At 69.9% G+C, this 12153-nt stretch carries 9 protein-coding genes and 1 tRNA gene; 1 reads left to right on the top strand and 9 read right to left on the bottom strand.

Translation table 11 applies throughout. From position 1 onward, the window contains the following. Positions 1-17 precede the first annotated feature (17 nt). The 4 genes from QFZ50_RS03175 to QFZ50_RS03160 form a co-directional block, all read right to left on the bottom strand. Positions 18-893: a DMT family transporter gene (locus QFZ50_RS03175; protein WP_307081841.1), complete on the bottom strand. Its 876-nt coding sequence runs from the start codon at positions 891-893 to the stop codon at positions 18-20. Further along, positions 881-1504: a CDP-alcohol phosphatidyltransferase family protein gene (locus QFZ50_RS03170; RefSeq protein WP_307081839.1), complete on the bottom strand. Its 624-nt coding sequence runs from the start codon at positions 1502-1504 to the stop codon at positions 881-883. The genes QFZ50_RS03175 and QFZ50_RS03170 overlap by 13 nt, the downstream gene beginning before the upstream one ends. A 134-nt stretch (positions 1505-1638) precedes the next feature. After that, positions 1639-2445 (bottom strand): phage holin family protein, encoded by an 807-nt coding sequence (locus tag QFZ50_RS03165; RefSeq protein WP_307081837.1) that lies wholly within the window; start codon positions 2443-2445, stop codon positions 1639-1641. A gap of 147 nt (positions 2446-2592) precedes the next feature. Beyond that, on the bottom strand, positions 2593-4026 hold the full coding sequence (locus QFZ50_RS03160; protein ID WP_307081835.1) for a sugar porter family MFS transporter: 1434 nt from the start codon (positions 4024-4026) through the stop codon (positions 2593-2595). Between the two features lie 274 nt (positions 4027-4300). Here QFZ50_RS03160 and QFZ50_RS03155 point away from each other — a divergent pair, with 274 nt between their 5' ends. Beyond that, positions 4301-5530, top strand: coding sequence for a multidrug effflux MFS transporter (locus QFZ50_RS03155; protein ID WP_307081832.1), 1230 nt, complete (start codon positions 4301-4303; stop codon positions 5528-5530). 42 nt (positions 5531-5572) lie between these two features. On the opposite strand, the gene QFZ50_RS03150 is transcribed toward QFZ50_RS03155, so the two are convergent. From QFZ50_RS03150 to dusB, 5 genes are all read right to left on the bottom strand, one after another. After that, complete coding sequence (locus tag QFZ50_RS03150) at positions 5573-7075, bottom strand: SDR family oxidoreductase (protein ID WP_307081830.1); 1503 nt, start codon at positions 7073-7075, stop codon at positions 5573-5575. 224 nt (positions 7076-7299) lie between these two features. Next, a tRNA-Asn gene (locus tag QFZ50_RS03145) sits at positions 7300-7374 on the bottom strand. A gap of 54 nt (positions 7375-7428) precedes the next feature. Continuing rightward, on the bottom strand, positions 7429-9390 hold the full coding sequence (dnaG, locus tag QFZ50_RS03140; RefSeq protein WP_307081829.1) for a DNA primase: 1962 nt from the start codon (positions 9388-9390) through the stop codon (positions 7429-7431). A 127-nt stretch (positions 9391-9517) separates the two neighbouring features. After that, entirely contained in the window at positions 9518-10801 is a 1284-nt protein-coding gene (locus tag QFZ50_RS03135; RefSeq protein WP_307081827.1) for a deoxyguanosinetriphosphate triphosphohydrolase, read from the bottom strand. A 106-nt stretch (positions 10802-10907) separates the two neighbouring features. Further along, positions 10908-12137, bottom strand: a complete 1230-nt coding sequence (gene dusB, locus QFZ50_RS03130) for a tRNA dihydrouridine synthase DusB (RefSeq protein ID WP_373462240.1) — start codon at positions 12135-12137, stop codon at positions 10908-10910. Positions 12138-12153: the final 16 nt, after the last annotated feature.

Genomic DNA, 12153 nt, shown 5'->3' with positions numbered 1-12153 from the left:
AACTGGAACGGGTCGGGTCAGCGCTGCCGCTTGACGACGTCCGGGTGATGGCGCGACAGGGCAACGACCCCAACAATAGCAACGAGCGCGGCCGCGCCCATGCCCAGGGCGGTCACGGTTCGGACATCGGGCTGGAGTTCGTCGAGGATGGTGATGCCCACCGCGATGCCGACGATGGGGTCGATGACCGTGAGGCCGGCGATGACGAGATCGGGCGGGCCGGTGGCGTAGGCGCTCTGCACGAACCAGGACCCGAGGGCGGCGGCCGCGGCGAGGGCCACGAGGGTGAGGATCGGGACGTTCAGCAGGAACCGGCCGTTGGGATCGAGCAGGTGGCCGGCGATCACCTTCGTCAGGACGGCCACGAAGCCGAAGAGGACACCCGCCCCGAGGATGTAGGCGAACGCGTTGAGCCGGTGCCGGCCGACCACGGCCAGGGAGCCGAACACCACGACGGCGGCGCCGAGCAGGAGCACCACCGAGAGTTCCTGCGCGGGGTCGATGGCGTGGTTCTCGCGGGTGACGTTCACCGCGAGGAGAACGAAGAGGGCGCTGCCCGTGACGCAGGCGGTGATCGCGGCGACGGTCGGCCGATTGATCCGGATGCCCTGGTCGCGGGAGTTGACGATGGTGGTGATCACCAGGGCGATCGCGCCGATGGGCTGCACGACCGTCAGGCTCGCCAGTGACAGCGCCACCACGTTGAGGGCAGTACCGGCGCCGAGCAGGAACAGCCCCAGCAGCCACCGCGGGTTGGTGAGGAGGCGTGTGAAACCGGACGAGGAGAGGGACAGGCCGCCGGTGTTCGCCCGCACGGCGCTGCCCTGGCGCTGCGCTCCGAACGCGAGGAAGACGGCGCCGAGCAGCGCCAGCGCGATGGCTAGGACGGGCACGACTGCTGCTCGGCCTGCTCCAGCCGGTAGGTGCGGTGCGCCGCACGGAAGTAGGCGGAGAACGCCACGAGGTGCAGCACGCACCCGACGGCGAGCAGCCCCTGGGCGACGACGAGGATCCAGTCCTGGCCGAATCCCTCGACGCGGTGCAGCAGGAGCAGCGGCGCCCCCACGAGCAGCAGCGCGGTCCGGATCTTCCCGACCGTGATGACGGGCAGGTGCAGGGGTCCGTGGAAGAGGACGAGTGCGTTGACGATGAGGATGGCGTCCGGGATGACGATGGCCCACACGAACCAGGCCGGCGTGATGCCGGCCACCACGAAGACGACGGCCACCACGATCATGGCCGTGCGGTCGGCCAGCGGGTCGAGCCACTTCCCCACCGTGGAGACCTGGTTCAGCCGCCGGGCGACGAAGCCGTCCACCCAGTCGGTGGAGCCGACGACCACGAGGACGAGGACCGCGGCCCCGTACCGCTGGTGCATCATGAACCAGACGAACAGCGGTACGCCGAGGAACCGGACGATCGTGATGAGGTTCGGCAGGGTCCACACCGTCGCGAGTTCCGTGCCCCCACTACCGGTCCGTGCCCCCGCGCCGATCGAATCCATCACCCGTGCCTCCCCACCCCATTATGCAGGCAGGCGACCGCTCCTCCGTGACCACCGCAGCCTCCTGCGGTCGTCACGGACGGGCGGCCGCCTCGTCTGCGGTCCTCCGTGCTGCGGTCCTACGTGCTGCGGCCCTACTTGCTGAGGAGCCTGCGCAGCATCACCAGCATGGCGACCACGGACGCGCCGAGCACGCTCAGGGGCTTCCAGCGGTCGGCCAGCGTCGTGTTGAGCGGGACATCCCGTCGCACGGCGACCGCAGCGACACGGTTGCCCGTGGGGCCGCCCGCCTGCGGGGTGCCCTGGGCGGAGCTGTGGCGGGCCTTGCCGAGCCGGGCCTTGACGTCCGCGCGGGCGCCGAGCGAGTCCCTCGCCTCGGCGATGTGCGAGCGGCGCTCCCCGGAACGGCCACGCAGCTCCTCGTACGACGGCGTGGGCTCCTTGGGCTTCGCGTCCTTCGCGTCGTCGTCCTTGCGGTCCTTGTCCGGCTTCGGCTTCTTGACGTCGAGGGTGGCCGGATCGAAGCTGCGGCCCTCCTTCAGCACGCCGAGGTCGTAGCGGATGCCGCGGATGGCGTCCTCCGGCACCAGGGGCAGCTGCTTCTTGAGGCGCGAGACGCCGATCAGCGCGAGGACGCCGGCGATCACGAGGAAGAGCAGGGCGACCAGCAGGGCGGCGAGCCACGCGGGCAGGACCTCGGCCAGTCCCATGATGGCGGCGACGATCAGGGCCACGGCGAAGAACAGCACGAAGACCAGCGCGACGACGAGGAACGCGGCGGCGATCCCCGCCTTGATCCCCTTCTGCTTCATCTGCTGGACGGCGATCGAGAATTCGTCGCTGACCTGGCGCGGGGTCAGGCGCGCGAGGAGCCTGATGAGTCCAAACAGCGAGAGCGAGCCCGTGGACCGCCTGCCGCGCGTACTAGCCGAGCTGTTCATAGGCCCTGCCTCCATTCGTGAGTGTGTTGCTGGACATTGGCTGAACCAAAATTACCACCGGGCGTGCGCCCCGATTCTGCGGGGTGGCCACCGTGCGATCAGGGCACCGCGAGCAGCCCGCATGGGGTAGGCGCGGGGAGGCCGTGCTCACGCGGTGGAGAGCTCCGCGTTGTCCTCGAGGTCCTTGCCCGTGAACTCGGGGAGCCGGGTACGGACGAAGATGAACGACAGGACGGCGAAGACGGTGAACGCCGCGTACATGATCCAGAGACCGAGATTCTCGCTGACCCACGGGAACGTGAGGGTGACGATGAAGTTGAACACCCAGTTCACCATCGTGGCCACGCCGAGGGCGATCGAGCGGATGCGGTTGGGGAACATCTCGCCGAGGGTCACCCACATGACCGGGCCCCAGGTGGCGGCGAAGAAGATGACGAAGAGGTTCGCGCCGACCAGCGCGATGGGACCCCAGGCTCCCGGCAGGGTGAGCTCCTCCCCGGTGCCTTCGGCCTGCAGGAAGGCGAGCGTCGCGGCGAGCAGGCCCACGGTCATGCCGACGGACCCGATGAGGAGCAGCCGGCGGCGCCCCACGCGGTCGACGAAGAAGATGGCGACGAAGGTCATGGCGACGTTGATGACCGAGGTGATCACGGACGTCGTGAAGGAATCGCTCTCGCTGAAGCCGACGGACTTCCACAGCGTCGTGGAGTAGTAGAAGATCGCGTTGATGCCCACCAGCTGCTGCAGCGCGGCGATCGCCATGCCGACCCACAGGATGGGCTGGAGTCCGAACGCCGGGCCGCGCAGGTCGCGGTAGCTCGCCCGGTCCTCCCGCTCGAAGCTCTCCCGGATCTGGCCGATCTTGCCGTCGGTGTCGCTCACGCCGGAGACCCGCGAGAGGACGCGCGCGGCCTCGGCGTCGCGGCCCGCCCGGATGAGGAACTGCGGGGACTCGGGGATGACCAGTGCGAGGATCCCGTAGACGACGGCGGGGATCACGCCGACCAGGAGCATCCAGCGCCACGCGGCCAGGCCCCACCAGAACTCGCCGTCGGCACTCCCCGCGGCGTTGGCGAGGGATGCGTCCGAGAGCAGGGCGGCGAAGATGCCGACCGTGATGGCCAGCTGCTGGACGGAGGCGAGCCCGCCGCGCCATTTCGACGGCGCGATCTCCGCGATGTACCCGGGGACGATGACGGATGCGATGCCGATGGCGAGGCCCCCGACGAGCCGCCAGGCCATCAGGTCCCACTCCGAGAAGGCATAGGCGGACCCCGCGGAGTTGACGGCGAACAGGATCGCCGCCGCCACCATGACCTTCTTGCGGCCCCACCGGTCGGCGAGCCCGCCGGCGAACCAGGCGCCGGCCGCGCAGCCCAGCAGGGTGATGGCGACGGTGAAGCCGAGGACGCTCGGGCTCAGGTCGAACTCGCCCTGGATGGAATCGACGGCTCCGTTGATGACGGCGGTGTCGAACCCGAACAGGAGACCTCCGACGGCCGCTGCGACCGTGATCGCGATGACCCGTGCGAGGTGCTTCGGTGATTGCTCTGCCTCAGGTTCGGTGCCGTTCCCGCTCATCTACCGCTCTTCCTGCTCGTCCCGTGTCTCCTTCATCACCCTACGTCAATCGGAAGCGTGCTTAGCAGCAGGATCCGCGTCAGGATCCCCGGCTTCCGATGGCCCGGAGGCTTGACGCGGGCCATAAGATGAAAGAACCATTGATTCGCCTTAGCAACCAAATTGCTCTCTGGAGCTGCCGGTCGCTCCCTGGAAGCCGCTCCGCCGTCGTCGCCGGGCCGCTGCGGTCGATGCCGATCCCGTCCTGTTCCCGCCCGTTCCGTAAGGCAGCATCTTGAGTACCCTCACCCACCCCGGCGACACCCTCTCCCGTCGCGAGAAGATCGTCTACGTCTTCATCCTTGGCACCCTCACGGCCCTCGGCCCGTTCACGATCGATCTCTACCTCCCGGCGTTCCCTGCGCTGCAGTCGGACCTCGGCGTCACCGAGGCGGCGGTGCAGCTGACCCTCACGGGGACGATCATCGGTTTCGCGGCCGGGCAGCTGCTCGTGGGCCCGCTGAGCGACAAGATCGGCCGGCGCGTCCCCCTCATCCTGGCGACCACCCTGCACGTCGGCGCCTCGATCGGCGCGGCGTCGTCCGACGACATCAATGTGCTCATGCTGTTCCGGGTGCTCCAGGGCATCGGCGCGGCCGGCGGCGGCGTGGTGGCAATGGCCATGGTGCGCGACCTGTTCGGCGGCTACACCCTCGTGCGCATGCTGTCCTACATGGCGCTCGTCAACGGCATGGCGCCCATCTTCGCCCCGGTGATCGGCTCGCAGCTGCTGCTGCTCTTCCCCTGGCCTGGCATCTTCTGGTTCCTCGCGTGCTACGGCGTGCTGGTGATCATCGCCGTGAGCCTGTTCATCATCGAGACCCTGCCGAAGGAGAACCGCCGCCGGTCGGGCCTGACGGTGGCCCAGCGGTACCGCGCGGTGCTGAGCGACAGGATCTTCATCGGCGTGCTGCTGGTGGGCGGCATGAACTTCTCCGGGCTGTTCTCCTACCTGTCGGCGTCGCCGTTCCTCTTCCAGGGCCCGTACGAGCTGAACGAGCAGCAGTACGGCCTGCTGTTCGCCATCAACTCCCTCGGCATCGTCGCCGGCGTGCAGGTCAGCTCACGGGTGCTCCGCCGGGTCGGGCCCCAGTGGGTGATCGCGACGGCGACCGTCGTCCAGCTCGTCATGGCGATGCTCATCCTGGCCTTCGACCAGCTGGGCCTCGGCTTCTGGGGCACGGCGATCCCCCTGTGGTTCTACATCATGGCGACGGGCTTCATCTTCCCGTGCGTCCAGGTGCTGGCGCTCATCAACAACGGGGCGCAGGCGGGCACCGCCGCCTCGCTGCTCGGTGCGGTGACGTTCGGGACGGCCGGGATCATCTCCCCGCTCGTCGGCCTGCTGGGCGAGGGCATCGAGACTGCCACCCCGATGGCGCTCATCATGGCCTCCTGCATCGCGCTGGGCGTGGTGTTCCTGTGGACGGTGGTCCGGCCACGCACCGTGCCCGCACTGCAGTAGCGCGGGCACGGTCCGCAGGGCCGGCCAGGCCAGTCAGGGACGTCAGGCGGCGGCGGGCTCGGACTCCGTGGGCAGCGCCTCCGCGGCCCGCGCGATGTTGCGGGCCATCGCCGAGAAGATGAACCCGTGGAACGGCAGCACCGCCAGCCAGTAGAGCCGCCCGGACAGGCCCTGCGGGAAGAAGACGGCCCGCTGGAAGTAGGCGCTGCCCGAACCCTCCGGTTCCACGCGGAACTCCAGCCACGCACGGCCGGGCACCTTCATCTCCGCGCGGAGCCGCAGCCGCTCACCGCGCACGAGTTCCTCCACGCGCCAGAAATCGAGGGCCTCCCCCGTGAGGAGCTCCCTCGCGTCCCGTCGTCCGCGGCGGAGCCCCACGCCGCCGGCCAGCTTGTCCATCCAGCCGCGGGCGGCCCAGCCGACGGGCCAGGAGTACCAGCCGTTCTCGCCGCCGATGCCCTCGACGACGCTCCACAGCTTCGCGGGCGAGGCGGTCGAGCTGTACGTCTGGACGTCGGTGTAGACGGTGTGGCCCGCCCACTGCGGGTCGGAGGGCAGCGGATCGGCCTCGGAGGGCAGCTGGGACGCTCCGGCCCAGCTCGTCTCCACCTCCCCTGCGCGCATCTTCCCGAGCGCGAGGTCCACGGACCGTCGGTATCCCGTCAGCCCGTCCTCCGGCTGCGGGATGTACTGGTCGATGTCGTGTTCGGACGGCACGGCGTCGTGCTGCAGCGACTCGATGAGCGGCATCGCCATGGCCCGCGGGATGGGCGTGACCAGGTTCACCCAGTGACCGGCGAGACGCGGGGTGAGGACGGGCAGCGCGAGGATCCGCCGGCGCGGGAGGCCGGCGGCCTCGGCGTACTGGTTCATCATCTCGGCATAGGTGAGCACCTCGCGGGATCCGATGTCGAACGTCCGGTTCAGGTCCACGGGGAGATCGAGTGCGCCCACGAGGTAATGGATGACGTCGCGGACGGCGATGGGCTCGATGTGGTTGAGCACCCATTTGGGTGCGGGCATCACGGGCAGGACGTCGGAGAGGTGCCGGATCATCTCGAAGGACGCCGAGCCGGACCCGATGACCACCCCGGCCTGGAAGGCGATGGTCGGCGTACCGGACTCGAGGAGGATCCGCCCCACCCCGGTGCGTGAGCGCATGTGGGTGGAGAGCTCCACGCCGTCGGGGTGCAGACCGCCCAGGTAGACGATGCGGCGCACTCCGGCCTCCGTGGCCGCCCGGGAGACCGTCGACGCGATCTCCGCCTCGCGCGCGTCGAAGTTCCGGCCCGAGCCCATCGAGTGCACGAGGTAGTAGACGGTGTCCACGCCCCGGCTGGCCTCGCGCAGGGTGTCGACGTCCTGCAGGTCACCCTGCACGATGTCGACGGACGATGCCCACGGGACGTCCTTCAGCTTCTGCGGTGACCGGACGATGACGCGGACCCGGCGCCCGTCCGCGACGAGTTTGGTGACGAGCCGGCCGCCGATGTACCCCGTGGCGCCGGTGACCAGGATGAGCTTGTCCGTGCTGTCAGTCTCCATGGGGCACAGCCTACGCCGGGCCTCTGACACGCCCTGACGCGGCCGGCGCCTGCTCCCACGCCCTGCGGGGCCTCCACGCGCCCGCCGGCCTCCTACGCGCCCGGGAACGGGCGGAGCTGCACCGGGCTCCGCCCGCCGCGCAGGGCCCCCGGGATGAAGAGGGTGCGGGATGAAGAAGAGGGTCCCCTACCGGCGTTTCCGCTGGTGGGGGACCCTCTCATCTGCTCCTCCGACTGGACTTGAACCAGTTTAACCCTTCGATTAACAGTCGAATGCTCTGCCAATTGAGCTACGGAGGAAAGCGCGAGTATTACTCTACATACGTTCCGGAGCGAAGTGAAATCGGCGCCGGGCTAGTCCTCGCGGAGCAGGCGCCGCTGCATCTCGAGCTCCATGAGGTCGCGCTGCAACTGGTTGTAGAGCACCGGGTCGGCCGCGGGATCCATGCGCTGGAGCTGCCCCAGCTTCTCGGCCTTCCGCTGCGTGATACGGAGCTCGGTGAGCCGGTTCAGGATGTCGCGGCAGTACACCACCATGGCGTCGGCGTCCTTCGCCGGCAGGGGACGGACCGCCAGTTCGCTGACGAGCGGGCGGAGGACGTCCGGGACACCCTCCCGCACCGACTCCACCCAGCGGGAGAGCTCGGTGCCGGCGGCTCCTGCCGCGAGGACGGCGTTGTGGAGCGCCTCGTACACGGGGACGGTGAAGCGGGACGTGGAGAAGCTCTCCCACTGGGCCTCGGTGAGCAGCGTGGGCTGCTGCAGCACCACCTCGAGGGCCTCGCGCTCCATGCGCGCCATCGGGTCCCGGGGATCGGGGCGCTCGAAGAACAGCTCGGAGGCCGTACTGGTCTCGCCGGCTCCGGTACCCCCGCCTGGCTGACCCTGCTGGCCCGGCTGACCCTGCTGGCCCGGCTGACCCTGCTGGCCCTGCTGGGTACGCTGGCGGGCACCGGACGGCGCGCCCGCATCACGGCGGGCCGCCGCGGCGACGGCGCGGGCCACCTGGTCCTCCCCGACGTACTGCATGCCGAGCCAGCGCGAGAGCTCGCGGGTGTAGGTGGACCGCAGGGAGACGTCGCGGATCTGCGCCACGATCGGCGCGGCGTGCCGGAGCGCCTTGACCTGCCCCTCCCCCGACGAGAGGTCGAAGTTCCCGAACGACGCCTTGATCGCGAACTCGAAGAGCGGCCGGCGGTCCGCGATGAGCTCGCGGACGGCGTCGTCGCCCCGCGTCTGCCGCAGCTCGCACGGATCGGCGCCGGACGCCTCCACGGCGACGTAGGTCTGCGAGTTGAAGCGCTGGTCCTCCTCGAAGGCGCGCAGGGCGGCCTTCTGGCCCGCGGCGTCGCCGTCGAACGTGAAGATGACCTCGCCGCCGGTGCCGTCGTCGGACAGGAGCCTGCGGGCGATCTTGATGTGGTCCGTGCCGAACGCCGTGCCGCAGGTGGCGACGGCGGTGCCGACGCCCGCGAGATGGCAGGCCATGACGTCGGTGTAGCCCTCGACGACGACGAGCTGCCGGTTCTTGGCGATCTCCCGCTTGGCGAGGTCGATGCCGTAGAGCACCTGGGACTTCTTGTAGAGCGAGGTCTCGGGGGTGTTGAGGTACTTCGGCCCCTGGTCGTCCTCGTAGAGCTTCCGGGCGCCGAACCCGACGGTGTCCCCGGTGATGTCGCGGATGGGCCAGATGAGGCGCCCGCGGAAGCGGTCGTAGAAGCGGCCGGCGTTGCTCGAGGACGCGCTGAACATGCCGGTCAGCTTGAGTTCGTCGAGCGTGAACCCGCGCCCGGTGAGATGGTTCAGCAGCGTGTCCCAGCCCTGGGGTGCGTAGCCGACGCCGAACTGTTCGGCGGCCGCGCGGTCGAAGCCCCGCTCCTGCAGGAACTGGCGCGCGGTCGCGGCACCCTGCGTGAGGAGCTGGTCGCGGAAGAACTCGGCGGCGATCTTGTGGGCGTCGAGCAGGCGCTGCCGCCTGCCCACGTCCTCGCGGCGCGGGCCGGTGCCGCCGTCCTCGTAGTGCAGCTCGAAGCCGATGCGCGCCGCGAGCTTCTCGACCGTCTCGCTGAAGGAGGTGTGGTCCAGCTTCTGCACGAAGGAGATGACGTCGCCGCCCTCGCCGCAGCCGAAGCAGTGGTAGGAGCCCATCTGGGGCCGGACGTGGAAGGACGGCGAGCGCTCGTCGTGGAAGGGGCAGAGTCCCTTCCACGAGCCGATGCCCGCGGACTTCAGGGTCACGTAGGCCTCGACGACCTCCTTGATGTCGGTGCGCTGGCGTACCTCATCGATGTCTTCACGCTTGATGAGTCCGGCCATGACCCCAGTTTAGGCCCGCCCCACCGACACCCCGACCGGCGCGGGAGCGGATGTGTGCAACACCTCGCCGGGCACGACGGCGGGCATCACCGGATGCCGGGCAGGGCGCGCCGGGAGCCGGGAGCTCCTACCAGAGCGCGGGCACGGGCCCGACGATGCGCTCGTGGAGACCGAGCGCGGAGGCGTCGGTGAGGGAGGCCACCTGGTCGATGACGACGCGCAGGCGGGCGTCGTCGTCGGGGGCCTCGCGCCAGTCGGCGGCGAACATCGGTTCGAGGTAGCGGTCGCCGTCGGCGTGGACCTGGGCGACAAGGGAGGCGAGGATCTCCCGCTGGCGCTCGTAGAGGGGCTGGCGGTGGTCCGTCGTCATCACGTACGTGGTGGCGAGGCCCTTCATGACGGCGATCTCGAAGACGGTCTCCTCGGGTACCACCATCTCCGCGTTGTAGCGGGTCAGGGAGTCCGGTCCGTAGATGGATCGCGTGGACTGCATGGCGCTGAGGCAGAACCGGCCGATCAGCTGGCTCGTCATGTTCTTCAGCGCCGCCATGGACCGGCGCGTGCCGTCCGCCTCGCGGACCCACACCGGGGTCTTCTCCAGGCGGGCCAGGGCGGCATCGACGGCGGCCCGGTCGCTGCCCGGGAGGTACCACTGCTGGGTGTAGCCGACCACGCGGGCGCGGGCGTCGGCGCTGTCCATCCACTTGAGCTGGAGGTGCCCTGCGACGATCGCGTCCTCGACGTCGTGCACCGAGTAGGAGATGTCGTCGGCGAGATCCATGACCTGCGCCTCGAGGCACGAGCGGCCTTCCGGGGCGCCGTCGCGGAGCCAGTCGAACACGGGGAGGTCGTCGTCGTACGCACCGAATTTCGTGGTGCGCTGGCCGCTGATCACGGGCGCGGACGCGGCGGTCCACGGGTACTTGCAGGCGGCGTCGAGGCTCGCGCGGGTGAGGTTCAGGCCGGCGGGGCTGCCGTCGGGCGCGAGGACCTTGGGCTCGAGCCGGGTCAGCAGGCGCAGGGTCTGGGCGTTGCCCTCGAAGCCGCCGATGCCGTGCGCGATGTCGTTGAGGGCCGATTCGCCGTTGTGCCCGAAGGGCGGGTGCCCGAGGTCGTGGGCCAGGCACGCGGTGTCCACGATGTCCGGATCGCACCCGAGCGTCCGTCCCAGTTCGCGGCCCACCTGCGCGACCTCCAGGGAGTGCGTGAGGCGGGTGCGGACGAAGTCGTCGGTGTCGGGCGCCACGACCTGCGTCTTCGCGCCGAGGCGTCGCAGGGCGGACGAGTGGAGCACGCGCGCCCGGTCGCGTTCGAAGTCGGTGCGGTGCGAGCTCTTGGGCGGCTCCTCCACCCAGCGCGCGGTGTCCGAGGAGCTGTAGCCGGAGTCGGCGGACGGTTGGGGGAAGCTCATGATGCCTTTCTAGCGCAACGTGTGTGTGCTGGTATGCCGGCGTCCTAGGATGTGGACGGGCAGACGCCGGGGAGCACGGGGAGCACGCGAGTTCCCGGGCTCCCGCTCAGCCTCCGGATACGTCCACCTCGGCGGCGGCGATGTCCGCCTGCTGGGCCTCGTTGAGGACCCGGCCGTCGAGCCAGTGCTCCGGCAGGGCCGTCCGCTTCGGGGAGCCGGCACGGCCACGGGGACCTTCGGCATCCTGGCCCGGGTAGGGCGAATCCTTGTCGAGTTCGTCGAGGAGACCGCGCAGGACCTCGAGCGTGGGGACCGTGGCGAGCTTCGCCCGCAGCTCGCCCCCGACGATATAGCCCTTGAAGTACCAGGCCATGTGCTTGCGGATGTCCCGCAGGCCCATCATCTCGCTGCCGAACGTCTCCACGAGGAGCTCGGCGTGCCGGTAGACGGTGTCGGCGACCTGCCCGAGCCCGGGCCGGTAGCGGGACGCGCTGCCCTCGAAGGCGTTCATCAGGTCGCCGAACAGCCAGGGCCGTCCCTGGCACCCGCGGCCGATGACCACGCCGTCGACGCCGGTCTGCCGCACCATGCGCACGGCGTCCTCGGCGCTCCAGATGTCGCCGTTGCCGAGCACGGGGATGTCCGGCAGGGCCTCGCGCAGTTCGGCGATCGCGTTCCAGTCGGCCGTGCCCGAGTAGAACTGGGACGCGGTGCGGCCATGCAGCGCGACGGCGGCCACGCCGCTGTCGCGGGCGATCTTCCCCGCCTCGCGGAACGTGAGGTGGTCCTCGTCGATGCCCTTGCGCATCTTGATGGTGAGCGGGACGTTGCCCTTCGACGCCTCGCGCACGGCGGTCTGCACGATGCCCGTGAACAGGTCGAGCTTCCACGGCAGGGCCGCTCCCCCGCCCTTGCGGGTGACCTTCGGCACCGGGCAGCCGAAGTTGAGGTCGATGTGGTCGGCGCGGTCCTCCTCCACGAGCAGGCGCACCGCGGCACCCACCGTCTTCGGGTCGACGCCGTACAGCTGGACCGAGCGCACCTTCTCGTCGTCGTCGTGGGAGATGATCCGCAGGGACTCCGGGCTGCGCTCCACGAGCGCGCGGGAGGTGACCATCTCGGACACGTAGAGGCCGCCGCCGTACTCGCGGCACAGCCGGCGGAAGGCCTTGTTGGTGATGCCGGCCATGGGCGCGAGGATCACGGGGGTGGTCACCGTGATGTCGCCGAGGGTCAGCGGCGGGAGGTCGAGCTTCAGGGCGCCGTGGGGTGCGTCCAGGGCGTCGCCGGTACCGGCAGGGCCGGTGGGAGCGGGGAGGGTCGATACTGCGGTCACCTCTCCATTGTCGCAA

Origin of the sequence: Arthrobacter agilis, assembly GCF_030816075.1 — a bacterium.
GTDB lineage: Bacteria > Actinomycetota > Actinomycetes > Actinomycetales > Micrococcaceae > Arthrobacter_D > Arthrobacter_D agilis_E.
This window is presented reverse-complemented; position numbering and strand designations above follow the sequence as displayed.

Coding starts and splice junctions, on each gene's coding strand:
- QFZ50_RS03170 (WP_307081839.1), bottom strand. CDS start 1,504: ATGGATTCGATCGGCGCGGGGGCACGGACCGGTAGTGGGGGCACGGAA.
- QFZ50_RS03165 (WP_307081837.1), bottom strand. CDS start 2,445: ATGAACAGCTCGGCTAGTACGCGCGGCAGGCGGTCCACGGGCTCGCTC.
- QFZ50_RS03160 (WP_307081835.1), bottom strand. CDS start 4,026: ATGAGCGGGAACGGCACCGAACCTGAGGCAGAGCAATCACCGAAGCAC.
- QFZ50_RS03150 (WP_307081830.1), bottom strand. CDS start 7,075: ATGGAGACTGACAGCACGGACAAGCTCATCCTGGTCACCGGCGCCACG.
- dnaG (WP_307081829.1), bottom strand. CDS start 9,390: ATGGCCGGACTCATCAAGCGTGAAGACATCGATGAGGTACGCCAGCGC.
- QFZ50_RS03135 (WP_307081827.1), bottom strand. CDS start 10,801: ATGAGCTTCCCCCAACCGTCCGCCGACTCCGGCTACAGCTCCTCGGAC.